Annotated in this window: 15 protein-coding genes; 10 read left to right on the top strand and 5 right to left on the bottom strand. The window is 64.2% G+C overall.

Annotation, left to right across the window (positions count from 1 at the left end):
* Positions 1-96: 96 nt before the first annotated feature.
* From AC0L2P_RS02625 to AC0L2P_RS02605, 5 genes are all read left to right on the top strand, one after another.
* The gene (locus AC0L2P_RS02625; protein ID WP_473499709.1) at positions 97-1,251 is read left to right on the top strand and encodes an ABC transporter substrate-binding protein; all 1,155 of its coding nucleotides are present in this window, start codon (positions 97-99) and stop codon (positions 1,249-1,251) included.
* Positions 1,252-1,468: 217 nt separating this feature from the next.
* The gene (locus AC0L2P_RS02620; RefSeq protein WP_473499708.1) at positions 1,469-2,464 is read left to right on the top strand and encodes an ABC transporter ATP-binding protein; all 996 of its coding nucleotides are present in this window, start codon (positions 1,469-1,471) and stop codon (positions 2,462-2,464) included.
* 136 nt (positions 2,465-2,600) lie between these two features.
* Positions 2,601-3,566: an ABC transporter permease gene (locus AC0L2P_RS02615; RefSeq protein WP_473499707.1), complete on the top strand. Its 966-nt coding sequence runs from the start codon at positions 2,601-2,603 to the stop codon at positions 3,564-3,566.
* Positions 3,556-4,371, top strand: a complete 816-nt coding sequence (locus AC0L2P_RS02610) for an ABC transporter permease (protein ID WP_352469946.1) — start codon at positions 3,556-3,558, stop codon at positions 4,369-4,371. Before AC0L2P_RS02615 ends, AC0L2P_RS02610 begins: the two co-directional genes overlap by 11 nt.
* A 25-nt stretch (positions 4,372-4,396) precedes the next feature.
* Positions 4,397-5,824: a gamma-aminobutyraldehyde dehydrogenase gene (locus AC0L2P_RS02605; protein ID WP_473499706.1), complete on the top strand. Its 1,428-nt coding sequence runs from the start codon at positions 4,397-4,399 to the stop codon at positions 5,822-5,824.
* An 18-nt stretch (positions 5,825-5,842) separates the two neighbouring features.
* Here the strand turns inward: AC0L2P_RS02605 and nhaA are convergent, their stop codons facing one another.
* The 5 genes from nhaA to AC0L2P_RS02580 all read right to left on the bottom strand — a co-directional run bounded on the left by nhaA (position 5,843) and on the right by AC0L2P_RS02580 (position 12,718).
* A complete protein-coding gene (nhaA, locus tag AC0L2P_RS02600) occupies positions 5,843-7,036 on the bottom strand; it encodes a Na+/H+ antiporter NhaA (RefSeq protein WP_473499705.1) in 1,194 nt (397 codons plus the stop codon).
* A gap of 90 nt (positions 7,037-7,126) precedes the next feature.
* Positions 7,127-7,690: an ActR/PrrA/RegA family redox response regulator transcription factor gene (locus AC0L2P_RS02595; RefSeq protein ID WP_473499704.1), complete on the bottom strand. Its 564-nt coding sequence runs from the start codon at positions 7,688-7,690 to the stop codon at positions 7,127-7,129.
* A 63-nt stretch (positions 7,691-7,753) separates the two neighbouring features.
* On the bottom strand, positions 7,754-9,079 hold the full coding sequence (locus AC0L2P_RS02590; protein ID WP_473499703.1) for an ActS/PrrB/RegB family redox-sensitive histidine kinase: 1,326 nt from the start codon (positions 9,077-9,079) through the stop codon (positions 7,754-7,756).
* A 92-nt stretch (positions 9,080-9,171) separates the two neighbouring features.
* A complete protein-coding gene (gene hrpB, locus AC0L2P_RS02585) occupies positions 9,172-11,754 on the bottom strand; it encodes an ATP-dependent helicase HrpB (RefSeq protein WP_473499702.1) in 2,583 nt (860 codons plus the stop codon).
* A gap of 73 nt (positions 11,755-11,827) precedes the next feature.
* Positions 11,828-12,718, bottom strand: coding sequence for a DMT family transporter (locus AC0L2P_RS02580; RefSeq protein WP_473499701.1), 891 nt, complete (start codon positions 12,716-12,718; stop codon positions 11,828-11,830).
* 27 nt (positions 12,719-12,745) lie between these two features.
* Between AC0L2P_RS02580 and AC0L2P_RS02575 the strand changes: the two genes are divergently transcribed.
* The 5 genes from AC0L2P_RS02575 to AC0L2P_RS02555 all read left to right on the top strand — a co-directional run bounded on the left by AC0L2P_RS02575 (position 12,746) and on the right by AC0L2P_RS02555 (position 17,181).
* Entirely contained in the window at positions 12,746-13,435 is a 690-nt protein-coding gene (locus tag AC0L2P_RS02575; protein WP_473499700.1) for a PIG-L deacetylase family protein, read from the top strand.
* A gap of 210 nt (positions 13,436-13,645) precedes the next feature.
* Entirely contained in the window at positions 13,646-14,977 is a 1,332-nt protein-coding gene (locus tag AC0L2P_RS02570) for an ABC transporter substrate-binding protein (protein ID WP_473499699.1), read from the top strand.
* A gap of 112 nt (positions 14,978-15,089) precedes the next feature.
* A complete protein-coding gene (locus tag AC0L2P_RS02565; protein ID WP_302893612.1) occupies positions 15,090-16,037 on the top strand; it encodes a carbohydrate ABC transporter permease in 948 nt (315 codons plus the stop codon).
* Positions 16,034-16,984: a carbohydrate ABC transporter permease gene (locus tag AC0L2P_RS02560; RefSeq protein WP_473499698.1), complete on the top strand. Its 951-nt coding sequence runs from the start codon at positions 16,034-16,036 to the stop codon at positions 16,982-16,984. Before AC0L2P_RS02565 ends, AC0L2P_RS02560 begins: the two co-directional genes overlap by 4 nt.
* Positions 16,981-17,181 (top strand): hypothetical protein, encoded by a 201-nt coding sequence (locus AC0L2P_RS02555; protein ID WP_473499697.1) that lies wholly within the window; start codon positions 16,981-16,983, stop codon positions 17,179-17,181. Before AC0L2P_RS02560 ends, AC0L2P_RS02555 begins: the two co-directional genes overlap by 4 nt.
* The last annotated feature ends 1 nt before the right edge of the window (position 17,182 follow it).

Below are 17,182 nucleotides of genomic sequence, written 5' to 3'. Positions count from 1 at the left end.
AATGAATTTGCGAAACCGGGAATTTCACAGCACCTTTCGCCCAGGGGAACAAAGCCACGCCCTGAGAGCGCGGCCCCTAGCAATGGGAGATCGATAATGAATGTATTCCTGAAGTCGTGCACGGCGCTGACTGTCGCGCTGACTTTTTCCGGCCAGGCGGTCGCTCAGGTCAAGGAACTCGGCAAGGGCGAAGGCGAGGTCAACATCGTCGCTTGGCCGGGCTATATCGAGCGCGGCGAAACCGACAAGGGCTATGATTGGGTCACTTCGTTCGAGAAGGAAACCGGCTGCAAGGTCAACGTCAAGACCGCCAACACTTCCGACGAGATGGTCTCGCTGATGAACGAGGGCGGCTTCGACCTGGTCACCGCCTCGGGCGATGCCTCACTGCGCCTGGTCGCCGGCAAGCGCGTCCAGCCGATCAACACCGACCTGATACCGAGCTGGAAGACGGTCGACGACCGACTGAAGGATGCGCCCTGGTTCACCGTCGGCGGCGTCCACTATGGTGTTCCCTATCAGTGGGGCCCGAATGTGCTGATGTACAACACCGACGTCTTCAAGGAAGCGCCGAAGAGCTGGAACATCGTGTTCGAGGAAATGAAGCTGCCCGACGGCAAGTCTAACAGGGGCCGTGTCCAGGCCTATGACGGACCGATCCACATCGCCGACGCCGCCAATTACCTGATGGCTCACAAGCCGGAGCTCGGCATCAAGGATCCCTACGAACTGACCGAGGACCAGTACAAGGCCGCGCTTGACCTGCTGCGGGTCCAGCGTACGCTGGTCGGACGCTATTGGCACGATGCCGCCATCCAGGTCGACGATTTCCAGAACGAAGGCGTCGTCGCCTCGGGTTCATGGCCCTACCAGGTCAACACGCTGATCGCGGCCAAGAAGCCGGTCGCCTCGACTATCCCCGAGGAGGGCGTCACCGGTTGGGCCGATACCACGATGATGGAGGCCGATGCTGCCCACCCGAACTGCGCCTACATGTGGATGGAGCATTCGCTGTCGCCGAAAGTGCAGGGCGACGTCTCCGCCTGGTTCGGTTCGCTGCCGGTGGTGCCCGCCGCCTGCAAGGGCAACGAACTGCTCGGCGAAGAAGGCTGCAAGACCAACGGCTACGACAATTTCGACAAGATCAAGTTCTGGAAGACGCCGGTCTCAAAATGCGCCACCCAGAACGACCAGTGCGTGCCCTATTACCGCTGGGTGTCGGACTATATCGGCGTCATCGGCGGGCGGTGAGTTGCGTCACCTACGAAGCTCGGCGCTGCCCCTCACCCTCACCCTCTCCCCGTGAAGAACGAGGGGTCGCCAGCGTTGGAGCGCCTCCCTTCTCCCCGTCCACTATAGGGGGAAGGTGCCGGTCCACCCTCCGCAGCTGCTGCGGAGGACGGGCCGGCGGATGAGGTGCGGCGCAACCGCCTGAGATTTGATGAGCCTGACAGATCAGGACAGCCCCATGACCTCCGCCGTTTCCTTCCAAAACGTCTCCCGCCATTTCGGCAGCGTGCGTGCCGTCGACGCAGTCGATCTCGACATCGTGCCGGGCGAGTTCTTCGCTATGCTCGGGCCTTCCGGCTCGGGCAAGACGACGTGCCTGCGCCTCATCGCCGGGTTCGAGCAGCCGACGGCTGGGTCGATCTCGATCTTCGGCGAACGCGCCGAGGGCGTGCCGCCCTATCGCCGCAACGTCAACACCGTGTTCCAGGATTATGCGCTGTTCCCGCATCTCAACGTGCTCGACAATGTCGCCTATGGGCTGATGGTCAAGGGCGTCGGCAGACCGGAGCGGCAGAAGGCGGCGGAAGAAGCGCTGGCGCTGGTGCGGCTTCCCGGTTACGGCGCCCGTCGCCCCGGCCAGCTTTCCGGCGGCCAGCGCCAGCGCGTCGCGCTCGCCCGTGCGCTGGTCAACCAGCCCAAGGTGCTGCTGCTCGACGAGCCGCTCGGCGCGCTCGACCTCAAGCTGCGCGAAAACATGCAGGAGGAGTTAAAATCGCTGCAGAAGGCGCTCGGCATCACCTTCGTGTTCGTCACCCACGACCAGGGCGAAGCGCTGTCGATGGCCGACCGCGTCGCCGTCTTCAACGACGGCAAGATCATGCAGATCGGCACGCCGGAAGACATCTACCAGCGCCCCAAGACCCGCTTCGTCGCCGATTTCGTCGGCTCGTCCAACGTGCTGCCGCCGGATTTCGTCCAGCGCTATGCCGGCCAGCATCGCTGGGGGAGTCTCAGGCCCGAATCCATCAGTATTGGCCGGGCCAACGGTGAAGGCGTTGCCGCCCGCCTGGTATCGACCAATTATCTCGGCGCCACGACAAGACTGGCGCTCGATGCAGAGGGCTTGCGGCTGCATGCCATCGTGCCGGCGGGTGCTGCCTTGCCGCGGGAAGGCGAGGCGGTGGTGCTCACCTTCAACCGCGAGCATTTGCATTTGATGGAGGAGATGGGATGATGAAGGTTTGCGCAGTGCACCCTCCTCTGTCCTGCCGGACATCTCCCCCGCAAGGGGGGAGATTGGCCGGCAGGACAGAGGGGGGTGTGAAGGATCTCGGCCTTGCTGCCATTGATCCAGTCGACACCGGCGCGTCATGACAATCGCCGCGTTCAACTCCAATCCCGCGCCTGCCATCCTGCCGGGAAACGGCGGTCCGCGCGGCGCGCTGTCTGATGCCTTCTGGCGCAAGCCTAAGCTGCTGCTGGCTTTGATGCTGCTGCCGCCGGTTCTGTGGCTCGGCATCGTCTATATCGGCTCGCTGTTCGCGCTGCTTTTGCAGAGCTTCTTCTCGATCGACGAATTCTCCGGCCTGATCAACCGGCAGTTCACGCTGAAGACCTATGGCGACCTGCTGCAGGCCGCCAATCTCGACATCATCCTGCGCACGGTGACGATGGCGGCGCTGGTGACGCTCGCGTCGGCGGTCATCGCCTTTCCCATCGCCTATTACGCGGCGCGCTATGCGCGCGGCCGGTGGAAGGCGCTGTTTTATCTCGGCGTCATGCTGCCGCTGTGGTCGAGCTACCTGGTCAAGATCTATGCCTGGAAGCTGATCCTCGCGAAGGAAGGCATCCTGACGTGGCTGCTGGCCAAATTGGATCTTCTGTGGCTGCTCGACGGCTGGCTGTCGCTGCCGATCGTCGGCGGCAACTCGCTGTCGGTCTCCTCAACCGGCACCTTCATCGTCTTCGTCTATGTCTGGCTGCCGTTCATGATCCTGCCGGTGCAGGCCGCACTCGAGCGCGTGCCGGGCAATTTGGTCGAGGCTTCGTCCGATCTCGGCGCCTCGCCCAGCCAGACCTTCCGCAACGTGCTGTTCCCGCTGGCGCTGCCCGGCATCGTAGCCGGCTCGATCTTCACCTTCTCGCTGACGCTCGGCGACTACATCATCCCGCAGATCATCGGCACCTCGCGGCTGTTCATCGGCCAGGCCGTCTATTCGCAGCAGGGCACCGCCGGCAACATCCCGCTCGCCGCCGCCTTTACCGTGGTGCCCATCGTCATCATGGGCTTCTACCTCTGGGGCGCCAAGCGCATGGGGGCTTTCGATGCGCTCTGACCGTGGCCCATCCGCGCCGATTGGCCTGAAGCTCGCCGCCACCGGCGGCCTGCTCTTCCTGCACCTGCCGATCCTGCTGATCTTCGTCTATGCCTTCACCACGGAGGAGAAGAGCTTCGTCTGGCCGCCGCCGGGGCTGACGACGCAATGGTTCGCGGTCACCTGGAACCGGCCGGACGTCTGGCAGGCGCTGTCGCTGTCGGTGCGCGTCGCGGCGATCTCGACCACCATCGCGCTGGTCCTCGGCACGCTCTGCGCCGCCGCCGTGTCCCGCACAAAATTCTTCGGCCGCGAAACCATCTCGCTGCTGGTCATCCTGCCGATCGCGTTGCCCGGCATCATCACCGGCATTGCGCTGCGCTCGGCCTTCGCGCTGGCCGAAATCCCGTTCTCGTTCTGGACGATCGTGCTCGGCCACGCCACTTTCTGCGTGGTTGTCGTCTACAACAATGCGGTCGCCCGTTTCCGCCGCACGTCCGGCTCGATGATCGAGGCGTCGATGGACCTCGGCGCAGACGGTTTCCAGACCTTTCGGCATGTCGTGCTGCCCAACATCGCAACCGCGCTGCTGGCCGGCGGCATGCTTGCCTTTGCGCTGTCCTTCGATGAGGTCATCGTCACCACCTTCACCGCCGGCCAGCAGCAGACGGTGCCGATCTGGATGCTCGAAGAGTTGATCCGTCCGCGCCAGCGTCCGGTCACCAATGTCGTGGCGATGGTGGTGGTGCTGGTGACGCTGCTTCCCATCCTCGCTGCCTATTACCTGACCCGCGACGGCGACCAGATCGCCGGTTCGGGCAAATGATCTCGTTCATAAGGGAGAGACTTCCATGGACACGCAGATGCTGATCGGCGCGACATTCGAAAAAGGCACCGAGACCGAAGAACCGATTCTCAACCCGAAGACCGGGGCGACCATCCTCAACCTGCCCGAGGCCAGCCCGGCGCAGATCGAGGCGGCAGTGCTTGCGGCCGAAAAGGCCTTCGTCACCTGGTCGCGCACAACACCGGCGCAGCGCGCCGGCTATCTCCTGAAGATCGCCGATCGCATCGAGGCCGCGGCAAAGGATTTCGCGGCGCTCGAGGCGCTGAACTGCGGCAAGCCGATCAATGCCGTGCTCAATGACGAGATCCCGGCGATCGTCGACTGCTACCGCTTCTTTGCCGGCGCGGTCCGCTCGATGCCCGGCCAGGTCGCCGGCGAATATATTCCCGGCCACACCTCGATGGTCCGCCGCGACGCCATCGGCGTCGTCGCTTCGATCGCGCCGTGGAACTATCCGCTGATGATGATGGCCTGGAAGCTGGCGCCGGCGATTGCCGGCGGCAACACCGTCGTCTTCAAACCGTCGGAACAGACGCCGCTGACCGCGCTGAAGCTGGCGAAAATCCTTGCCGAGATCCTGCCGGAAGGTGTCGTCAACGTCGTGCTCGGCCGCGGCGACAGCGTCGGCAACACGCTGATCAACCATCCGAAGGTCAACATGATCTCGATTACCGGCGACGTCGCCACCGGCAAGAAGGTACTGCAGGCCGCCGCCAAATCGGTCAAGCGCACGCATCTCGAGCTCGGCGGCAAGGCGCCGGTCATCGTCTTCGATGACGCCGATCTCGGTGCGGTGGTCAACGGCCTGCGCGCCTTCGGCTATTACAATGCCGGCCAGGACTGCACCGCCGCCTGCCGCATCTATGCCGGCAAGAAGATCTACGACAAGCTCGTCGCCGACCTCTCCTCTGCGGTCTCTACCATCAAGTATGATCGCCCCGACGATACCGAGAACGAGATCGGGCCGCTGATTTCGCGCCGCCAGCGCGACCGCGTCTCGAGCTTCGTCGAGCGCGCCTCGGAGCTCCAGCACATCGAGATCACCACGGGCGGCAAGCCGGGCGAGGGCTCCGGCTTCTTCTATCAGCCGACCGTCGTCGCCGGCGCCCTGCAGGAGGACGAGATCGTGCGCCGCGAAGTGTTCGGCCCGGTGGTCTCGGTCACCCGCTTTTCCGAAGTCGACGAAGCGGTGAACTGGGCCAATGACTCTGACTACGGCCTGGCGTCATCGGTGTGGACCAAGGATGTTTCGCGCGCCATGGCGACGGCCGCCCGCCTGCAATATGGCTGCACCTGGATCAACACCCATTTCATGCTGACCAACGAGATGCCGCATGGCGGATTGAAACAATCCGGCTACGGCAAGGACATGTCGCTCTACGCGCTGGAGGACTATACCGCCGTCCGCCACGTCATGGTTGCGCACGCGTAGCGCCCGCGAGGAGACGGCCTATCCTTCCGCCTCCTCCGCCTCGCCTGCGGCGGGCGCCACGAGCAGCACAGCGGCGCCTAGGAGCGCGGCAATGAAGGAGCCGGCGAGGATGCCGACCTTGACCGCGTCCTGCAGAGCGACGTCGCTGGCGAAGGCGAGCAGGTCGATGAACAGGCTCATGGTGAAGCCGATGCCGCAGAGCAGCGAAATGCCGACCATGTGCAGCCAGCCGGCATTGATCGGCAGATCGGCGAAGCCGAGCCGGATGGCAAGCGCGGAAGACCCGAACACGCCGATCAGCTTGCCGGCGACGAGACCGGCGGCGACGCCGAGCGTCAGCGGCTCGACCAGCGCGCCAGCGCTGAGACCGCCGAGCGAGACGCCGGCGTTGGCAAAGCCGAAAATCGGGATGACGAAAAAGGCGACGATTTTGTGCAGGCCGTGTTCGAGCCGGTGCAGCGGCGAATGGTCGAGATCGTGGCCGCTGCCCGGCGATATCTTCAATGGGATGGTGAGGGCCAGCGCAACGCCAGCGAGCGTCGCGTGGACGCCCGATTTGAGCACCAAAACCCACAGAACGATGCCGAGCACGATATAGGGCAGCAGCGTCAGCACGCGCATGCGGTTGAGCACCACCAGCAGCGCGATGACGGCGAAGGCGCCGCCGAGATAGGCGAGCGACAGCCCGCTGGTATAAAATACCGCGATGATGAGCACGGCGCCGAGATCGTCGATGATGGCGAGCGCGGTGAGGAATATCTTCAGCGAGCCCGGCACGCGGCTGCCGAGCAGCGACAGCACGCCGAGCGCAAAGGCGATGTCGGTGGCGGTCGGAATCGCCCAGCCGGACAGAGCGGCTGGATTGTTGCGGTTGATGGCGACGTAGACCAGCGCCGGCACCGCCATGCCGCCGACGGCGGCGATGCCGGGCAGCACGCGGCGCGGCCAGGTCGAGAGTTGGCCGTCGAGCATCTCGCGCTTGATCTCAAGGCCGACCAGCAGAAAGAACACCGCCATCAAGCCGTCATTGATCCAGTGCGAGACGCTGAGCGGTCCGAGATAGGCATGGAGGGCGGAGAAATAGGCTTCGGCCAGCGGCGAATTGGCGACGATCAGCGCAAGGGCCGCCGAAGCCATCAGGATGAGGCCGCCGGTCGCCTCGCTGTCGAGGAATTCGCGCAGCATGGAGACCAGCCGCTTTTCGTCCAGCATGTCGCCTCCGTCGTATCAGCGGCAAGGTCCGACACCGCCAAGCGATGATGCGTAACAGCGCTGGCCGGGCAAGCCTGTAGTCAGAGCCTTTTAGCGCGGCGCGCGCTTAGCGAGGATGCGCTGCAGGGTGCGGCGATGCATGTTCAGGCGGCGTGCGGTTTCCGAGACATTGCGGTCGCACATTTCGTAAACGCGCTGGATGTGCTCCCAGCGCACCCGGTCGGCCGACATCGGATTTTCGGGCGGCGCGGCACGTTCGCCCGCCGTACGGGTCAGGGCTGCAAAGATGTCGTCGGCGTCTGCCGGCTTCGACAGATAGTCGATGGCGCCGAGCTTCACCGCCGTCACTGCAGTGGCGATGTTGCCGTAGCCGGTGAGAATGATGGCACGGGCATCGTCGCGCTTCTCGCGAATGGCAGCGACGACGTCGAGGCCGTTGCCGTCGGCCAGCCGCATGTCGACCACCGCATAGGCCGGCGGATTGGCGCGCGCCTTGGCAACCGCTTCCTCGACGCTTTCCGCCGTCTCGACCACGAAACCCCTGCTTTCCATGGCGCGGGCAAGCCGCGTCAGGAACGGCTTGTCGTCGTCAACGATCAGCAGCGAGGTGTCCTCGCCTTCGACCATTGCGCCAATCGTTTCGTCAGTACTCATCGTGCTGAAAATCCTGCTGCCTGATTTTTACGCAAATATAGTTTCGCAACGCTATTGTCCAATTTAGGCCGTGTCGAACATGGTGGCCGAAGCCTGCTCGGGATTGAGGAAGACGCTGCGCGGCCATGATATCCGCACGATAGCGCCCTCGCCGGGCTCGCTCGAATTGCGGAAATCGAGCGTCGCGCCGGAGCGTTCGAGCAAGGTCTTGGCGATGAACAGGCCGAGGCCGAGCCCACCGCCGGCTTCGGTGCCTTGTCGCGTCGACATATAGGGTTCGCCAATGCGGTCGATAATCTCCGGCGGAAAGCCCGGCCCGTCGTCGATGATCGAGAAGCTGACGGCGGCCTCGTTCCAGTTCCAGCGCACGGTGACGTTCTTGCGGGCGAAGTCGACGGCGTTCTCGACCAGATTGCCGAGGCCGTAGATGACGCCGGGATTGCGCCGGCCCACCGGTTCGGGGCCGATGCGCTCGCCGGGCCGAAGCTTGATCGAAATGCCGAAATCGCGGTGCGGCGCCGTCACCTCCTCGACCAGCGAGGTCAGCGGCAGGCGCGAGAGGTGCACCTCGCTCTCGGAGGAAAGGCTGGTCAGGCGCTTCAGGATTTCGCGGCAGCGCTCGCTCTGCGAACGCAGCAGCTTCACGTCCTCGCCGTATTTCAGATCTTCACCAAGCGCCTTCTCCATCTCCTTGGCGACAAGCGTGATGGTGGCGAGCGGCGTGCCGAGCTCGTGCGCGGCGGCCGCGGCGAGGCCGTCGAGGGCCGAGAGATGCTGCTCTCGCTGCAGCACCAGTTCCGTGGCGGCAAGCGCGTTGGCAAGCAGCCGCGCCTCCTCGGCCACCCGGAAAGCATAGATCGCGGTAAAGGCGATGGAGCTGAACACCGCCATCCAAATGCCGGCGACATAGACGAACGGCATCGCCAACGGCGCGCCCTCATGCCAGGGCAGCGGCAGGTGGTAAAAGACCAGCAGCGTCGCCGCCACGATCACCAGCGCGCCGAGAATGGCGGTCAGCCGCAGCGGCAGCGACGTCGCCGAGACGACGACGGGCACGGTCATCAGTAGCGAAAACGGATTGGTGAGGCCGCCGGTCATGTAGAGCAGGCCGGCAAGCTGCAGGCTGTCGAAGGTCAGGATGGCGAAGGCCGAGAACGGGGTAAGCCGATGCGCCGCCGGATAGCGGAAGGTCAGCAAAAGGTTCATCCAGGCCGAACAAGCAATCAGCGCAAAACACATGCTGACCGGCAGCGGAAATTTCAACCCGTAAGCGACGACAAGCACGGTAAGGCTCTGGCCGACGATGGCAAGCCAGCGCAACCTGATCAGCGTGTTGAGGCGCAGCCGCTGGCTTTGCTGGAAGTCGGGTGCGTGCAGAATGTTTATCATGGCTAAGGATTATAGAGGGGAAACAGCCGGAGGTCTTTTCCGAAAAAACCGCCGCAGCTGGCCTTCGGTTCTGGATGACAGTCCGGGAACCATCAGGTACCGCGCGGCTTGGCGCGGCTGGTGGCGGCGGCGAGAAGCGGGTTCTCCGGCCAGACATGCCTGGGATAGCGGCCGCGCATCTCTGTCCGCACATCGGCCCAGGAGCCCCGCCAGAAGCCGGGAAGGTCGCGCGTCGTCTGGATCGTCCGGTGCGCCGGCGACAGCAATTCGAGCGTCAGCGGCACAGTGCCGTTGGCGATCGCCGGATGCCGATCGAGGCCGAACAGCTCCTGCACGCGGATCGCCAACACCGGCCATTCGCCGTCATAGCGGATCGGTAGCCGACTGCCCGACGGCGCGTCGAAATGGGTAGGCGCCAATGTGTCGATCTTGCGCTGCAATTCGTGCGGCACCAGCGTCGTCAGGGCTTGCGAAAGCATGCTGGGGTCAATCGCCGCAAAGGATGCGGCACCGGAAAGGAACGGCAGCAGCCAGTCGTCGAGGCGCTCGACGAGCGCAGCATCGGAGACATCGGGCCATGGCGCGCCAAGGCCGCGATGCAGCCAGCCGAGCCGCTGCCGCAAAGTCTCCGCCTCCCTGTTCCACGGCAACAGCGACAGGCCGTGTTCGCACAAGGCGTCGAGGATGGCGCGATCCGCGTCGGCACCGGTCGGCGCCGGCAGCATGCGTTCGGACAGGGTGATGGCGCCGAGGCGAACCGTTTCGCGCACCCGCACCGCGCGCCTGTCGCGATCGAAGCTCACCTCGCGGCGGGTCTCGATCTTTTCCGCCAGCGCGGCACGTATATCGGTCTCATCGATGGCTGCCGCCGCGGTGATGCGGGCGTTCTGTGCCTTGCCCTGCAGGTCGGCGACGACGAGCCAGGTCTCGCCGGCCAGCGGATCGGAGGCGTCGAGCATGGCGCCCGAGCCGTTGGCAAGTACGAAGCGGCCACGCTCGCCGCGCGCTTTGGCAACGCGGTCCGGCCAGGCATGGATAAGGAGCGAGCCGGCGGTGCTGCCCTCCCCCTTGAGGGGAGGGTCGATCCGCGTAGCGGATCGGGGTAGGGTCGGTTCGGGCACGCCATCGGCGACCCCGCCCCGTCTCCCTCGTCTCGCTGCGCTCGGCTCGCTCGCCGACCCTCCCGTCGAGGAGGAGGGTGAAGCGTGCTTTGCCAACCTCTCGGCCAGCTGCCGGGCAGCGGTGGCACGCGGCGATCTTTCGGCGCGAAAGCGCATCAGCCGCCGTTCAAGATCGGCGCCGTCGCCGCCAAGGCCGCGCTCGGTCAATAGTACGGCGAGCATCGCCGCCTCGAGCGCCTGTCCGGTCCTTGCCGCCTCGGCGACCATGTGGGCGAGCCGAACCGGTAGCGCCAGCCTGCGCATTGCGGCACCGGCCTCCGTCAGGCGTCCTGCCGCATCGACAGCATCGAGGGTGCGCAGCAGCGCCCTCGCCTCGGTGAGCGCCGGAGCCGGCGGAGGGTCGAGGAAGGACAGGCTGGTCGGGTCCGCGACGCCGAAAGCGGCGCAATCGAGCAATAGCCCCGAGAGATCGGCTTCGAGGATCTCCGGCGGCGTGAAAGGCGGCAGTGCCGCCGTCTGCTCGGCCCGCCATAGCCGGATGGCGACGCCCGGCTGTGTGCGCCCAGCGCGGCCGGCGCGCTGGTCGGCGGAAGCGCGGGAAGCGCGTACCGTCTCAAGCCGCGTCAGGCCGCTCGCCGGCTCATAGCGCGGAAGCCGCGACAGGCCGGAATCGATGACGACGCGCACGCCGTCTATGGTGATGGAGGTTTCGGCGATCGACGTCGCCAGCACGACCTTTCGGCGGCCGGGCGGCGCCGGCTTGATCGCCGCGTCCTGCGCCTTGTTGTCGAGCATGCCGTGGAGCGGCACGATGTCGGTGTCGGCGCCAATCTTGCCCACCAGCCGCTCGGCGGTGCGCTCGATCTCGCGCTGGCCGGGCAGGAAAGCGAGCACGCTGCCCTCCTCCCCGGCAAGCGTCGCGCGGATCGCCTTGGCCATGGCATCCTCGATGGTGACGCCGGCCGTCCGCTCGTCATAGCGGATGTCGACCGGAAAGGCGCGGCCTGCGCTCTCGATCACCGGCGCGCCGGACAGCAATCTTGCGACACGCGCACCGTCGAGCGTCGCCGACATGACCACCAATCTGAGATCGGGCCTCAGCGCACTTTGCACGTCGAGGGCCAGCGCCAGCCCGAAATCGCCGTCGAGCGAGCGTTCGTGGAACTCGTCGAACAACACCGCCGCGACACCGGGCAGCTCGGGATCGTCGAGGATCATGCGGGACAGCACGCCTTCGGTGACGACGAGAATCCTGGTCTTTGCGGAAGTGCGGTTTTCCATGCGCATGGCATAGCCGACGGTTTCACCGGGCTCTTGGCCGAGCAATTCGGCCATGCGGCGGGCGGCAGCGCGGGCAGCGAGGCGGCGCGGCTCAAGCAGAATGATCTTTCCGGCGCCGGGCCATTCAGCGTCGAGCAGCGCCAGTGGAACCAGCGTCGTCTTGCCGGCACCGGGCGGAGCCACCAACACGGCGTTGTTGCCTTGGTCGAGCGCTTCGCGGAGCGTCGGCAAGACAGCGGAGACCGGCAGTTCCGGCAAGGGTTTTGTGGTCATTGTCCTATGATGCAGCCAGTTGGCGCCGATCGCATATCAGCGGTGGCTGTCGCCGCGCAACCTTGGCACCAGCTCAAAGTCGGGTCCGCGAAAAGGGGTTCCAGCGCACCGTGCCAAGCCGCACCTCCTCGCGCACCATCGTCAGCAGGCCGGAACCGCCGACCACGGCGAGCCCGACCAGCGACAGAAAATCCGGATATTCCCTGAAGAACAGCGCACCTAGAACCACCGCCCAGACGATCTGCGAGTAATGCGTCGGCGCGATGCGGTTGGCCGGTGCGTATTTGACCGCCAGCAGATGCAGCAGCTGGCCGCCGGCGGTGAAGGCGCCGGCCAGCACCAGCCAAGCCCATTGCCTGCCATCCGGCAGTGAGAACGAGGTAGCCGCCGCACCGACGCCGTTGAAGAGCAGGCCGTAGCCGATCAGCACGCCGAGCATCGTCGTGCGCTTTTCCTGCGCGGCGAGCGAACGCATCAGGATGACATTGGTGGCGGCCAGGAAGGCGATGATGAACGCCGCCAGATGGCCAAGATGCAACTCGCGAAACCCCGGCCTGACGACCAGCATGACACCGGCAAAGCCGGCGACCACCGCCAGCCACCGCCATGGGCCGACCTTCTCCTTGAGGACCAGCGTGGCCAGGATGGTGACTAACAGCGGCGCCAGGAAGATCAGCGCATAGACTTCCGCCAGCGGGATGGTAGTGAAGGCGTGGACGCTGAGCACGCCAGAGGCGATGCCGGCCCAGGCGCGGGCCTGCACCGCCCAGGGCCGGGTCGTGCGCCAGAAATCGCGCCAGCGCTCGCCTGGCGGCCTGGCAAAGAGCAGAAAGCAGCCGGCAAACAATGTCGAGAAGAAGCCGATCTCGAAGACGTTGAACTGCCCGCCCAGGCTTTTGACAACGGCGTCGCTGCACGAATAGCTTGCGTAGGCGATGAGAGCGAGCAGAATTCCGTTGGGCACGTTTTTCCGTTTCCGGGAGAGATGAGAGTGAAGATATTGGCGCTTGGCGCGCATCCGGACGACATCGAGATCTTCATGTTCGGTACGATGGCGGCCTATGCCGCGCAAGGCGCAGAACTCTTTTTTGCCATAGCCACGGATGGCGCCAGGGGCGGCTATGGCGATCCGGCCGCGCTTGCCCGCACGCGCCGCAAGGAGGCGGCGGCGGCGGCCGGCCTGCTTGGTGTGATGCCACGCTTCCTCGACTTTCCCGATGGCGCGCTGGTGGCGGATACCGCGCTGATCGGGGCGCTGAAGGCGCTGATCGGCGAGATAGGGCCGGATCTGGCGATCACGCATGCGCCGAACGACTATCATGGCGACCACCGCGCGCTATCGGATGGCATGCGCATCGCCGCATCATTCTCGGTGCCGGTGATGCATGCCGACACGTTCGGCGGCACCGGGTTTTCGCCAACGCACTACGTCGATGTCTCCAGGCATTTCGACCTCAAGGCGGAGGCGATCCGGGCGCACCAGTCGCAGGATCCCGAGCGTTTCGTCGACGCGGCGCGCACGCAGAACGCCTTTCGCGCCGGCCAGTGCAACGGCCCAGCTGGATCGTTCGCCGAGGCCTTCCGCTTCGAGCCGGTCTTCCCCTTCGCCGATATCCGCGCGCTGCTGCCGCCCGCCCCAGTGATCCGTCCGGTGGCGGTCAGCAACAAGACGGTGACCTAGGCAGGCCGCCGCAACTTCTCACGTTGCTTCCTATCGAGCATGCTGCGATGCAGCAACGAATTCGCTTGCCTTGTTTAGTAAAAATTGCATCACTAAACAAATTACTAAACATCCGGTGCGCCGCCGCATCGTTGTGTTTAGGCCCCGGAGGAGGGGTTTAGCTGCTCTTGAGACCGTCATCCGGACGCGTTTCGCAAATGGGAGGAAGGCATGAAATCGACCTTGAAACTGACGTTGGGACTGGCCTCGACACTCTTTGCTTCGACAGCCGTTTCGAACGTTGCGCAGGCAGAAGATCTGACGCTTTGCTGGGCAGCCTGGGACCCGGCCAACGCGCTTGTGGAATTGTCCAAGGACTTCACCAAGGAATCCGGCATCGGCATGAAGTTCGAGTTCGTGCCGTGGACCAACTATGCCGACCGCTTTCTCAACGAGCTGAATTCGCACGGCAAGCTGTGCGACCTGATCATCGGCGACAGCCAGTGGATCGGCGGCGCCGCCGAGAATGGCCATTACGTCAAGCTGAACGACTTCTTCGACAAGGAGAAGATCAGCATGGACGATTTCGTGCCGGCGACTGTCGTCGGCTACTCGGAATGGCCGAAGAACTCGCCGAATTACTGGGCGCTGCCGGCTATGGGCGACGTTGTCGGCTGGACTTACCGCAAGGACTGGTTCTCCAAGCCGGAGCTACAGAAGGAATTCAAGGAAAAGTACGGCTGGGATCTCGGCCCGCCGACGACTTTCGACCAGCTGAAGCAGATCGCCGAATTCTTCCAGAAGCGCGAGATCGACGGCAAGACCGTCTATGGCGCGTCGATCTACACCGAGCGCGGCTCGGAAGGCATCACCATGGGCGCCATGGACGTACTCTACAGCTTCGGCTTCCAGTACGAGAACCCGAAAAAGCCCTACGAGATGGAAGGCTTCGTCAACTCCGATAAATCGGTAAAGGGCCTGGAGTTCTACAAGGCGCTCTATGATTGCTGCACCCCTCCCGGCGCCTCGAACAGCTACATGGGCGAAGGCGTCGATGCCTTCAAATCCGGCCAGGTGGCGATGCATATGAACTTCGCCTTCACCTGGCCAGGCCTGCAGAAGGACGAAAATGTCGGCGGCGACAAGATCGGCTATTTCGTCAATCCCAAAGGTCCCGACGGCGACCAGTTCGCCCAGCTCGGCGGCCAGGGCATCTCGGTGGTCTCCTATTCCGACAAGCAGGAAGCCGCGCTCAAATACATCAAATGGTTCGCCAACAAGGACGTGCAGTCCAAATGGTGGTCGCTCGGCGGCTATTCCTGCCTCAACGCGGTTGTGAAGGACCCGGGCTTCCCAGCCAGCCAGCCCTATGCGCAGACCTTCCTCGACTCGATGGCAATCGTGAAGGACTTCTGGGCCGAGCCGAGCTACGCGCCGCTGCTGCAGGCGTCGCAGAAGCGCTTCCACGACTATGTCGTCGCCGGGCAAGGCTCGGCCAAGGATGCCCTCGACGGCCTCGTCAAGGACTGGACCGAGGTCTTCCAGGACGACGGCAAAATGTAACCGGCTCCTCCCGAGCCCATGACCGAACCGTCCCGTGCCGCCCTTGGCACGGGACACAGTTCAGATAAATTCCATCGTCGAGACGATCCAAGTGACCGAAGCAGGACTGACCATGCTCAATCGGACGGCGGACAGCGTTGCCCGGGCTACGCCTGAGCCGTTGGCCCGCAAGGTCCGGGGCATCAGCGACAAGGGCCTCGCCTGGCTGTTCATCTCGCCGACGATCCTGTTGCTTCTCGCCATCAACATCTTCCCGCTGTTCTGGGCGATCTATCTGTCCTTCACCAATTTCCGCGCCAATCGTCCCAACGAGGTGGTGAAGAACCTTGGGCTGGCGAACTACAAGCGCATCCTCGCCGACCAGGACATCTGGATCGCCATGCAGACGACGGCGCATTTCGTGTTCTGGACCATCCTGCTGCAGACGCTGATCGGCTTCACGCTGGCTTGGCTGATCGACCGCAAGTTTCGCGGCCACGCCTTCTGGACGACCATCATCCTGGTGCCGATGATGCTGTCGCCGGCGGTGGTCGGTAATTTCTGGCGCTTTCTCTACGAGCCGCAGATCGGGTTGTTCGCCTACGCCGTCTCGTTCGTAACCGGAATTCCGGCAACGCAGATCAGCATGCTCTCCAATGTGTCGCTGGCGCCATGGTCGATCATCATCGTCGACACCTGGATGTGGACGCCTTACGTGATGCTGATCTGCCTCGCCGGCCTGCGCTCGATCCCCGAGTACATCTACGAAGCGGCCGAGGTCGACCGTGCCTCCAATTGGCGGCAGTTCTGGTCGATAACGCTGCCGATGGCGCTGCCCTTCATCATGCTGGCAGTGCTGTTTCGCGGCATCGAGAACTTCAAGATGTTCGACATGGTTAATTTGCTCACCGGCGGCGGGCCGGGATCGACCACCGAAGTGGCCTCGATCACGCTGAAGCGGCAGGCCTTCGAAAGCTGGCGGACGGGCTATTCCTCGGCCTTCGCCATCATCCTGTTCGTCGCGGTGTTTGGCCTCGCCAACATCTACGTCAAGGCGCTGAACAAGGTGAAGCAGAGATGAGCCTGACGTCAGCCCATTCCGTTGTCGCACCTTCGGCCACGTCGAAGCGCATCGCCGGCACGATCATCGTCGCCTACGCGCTGATCTCGATCGTGCCGCTGCTGTGGATTTTCGCCACCAGCTTCAAGACGCCGCCGGATTCGATCGCCTATCCGCCGAAGATCCTGTTCCAGCCCAGCGTTGAGGGCTACTGCAACCTGTTCACGACGCGGACCCGGCAAACACCGGAATACATCAACTCGCTGGGGCCGGCGACGGGCCTGTGCGACGAGACGGTGCGCAAGCGCAACATGGTGATCGCCGGCCCGTCGAACTTCATGCCGCGCTTCTTCAATTCGCTGATCATCGCCTTCGGCTCGACCTTCTGCGCGGTGTTCCTCGGCACGCTGTCGGCCTACGGTTTTTCGCGCTTCAAGGTGCCGCTTGCCGACGACCTTCTGTTCTTCATCCTGTCGACGCGGATGATGCCGCCGATCGCCGTCGCGATTCCCATCTACCTGATGTATCGCGAGCTTGGCCTGTCGGACACGGCTCTCGGCATGATCCTGCTTTATACCGCCGTCAACGTGTCGTTGGCGGTGTGGCTGCTGAAAGGCTTTATCGACGAGATCCCGCGCGAATATGAAGAAGCGGCGATGATCGACGGCTACACCAGGCTGCAGGCGTTCTGGCGCACCGTGCTGCCGCAGGCGACCACCGGCATTGCCGCAACCGCCATCTTCTGCCTGATCTTTGCCTGGAACGAATATGCCTTCGCCGCGCTGCTGACCTCGGGCACGGCGCAAACGGCGCCGCCCTTCATCCCGACCATCATCGGCGAAGGCGGCCAGGACTGGCCGGCGGTCGCGGCCGGCACGACGATCTTCCTGGTGCCGATCCTTGTCTTCACCATCCTGCTTCGCAAGCAATTGCTGCGCGGCATCACCTTCGGCGCGGTGCGTAAATGAACATGACCGCAAAACGCAAATCGCGCTGGCCCGTCTGGGCCAGGCGCGGGCTGATGGAAAATGTCGCCACCGCGATCATCGCGATCGGCTTCCTGATGCTGTTCCAGCCCATCGCGCTGGTGCTCTACACCTATTCCTTCATCACCATGCTGGCCGGCACGGCGATGTTCATCATCGTCTCGAAATTTCCGGAGTAGA

It is taken from the genome of Mesorhizobium sp. WSM4836, assembly GCF_055811815.1.
This window is presented reverse-complemented; position numbering and strand designations above follow the sequence as displayed.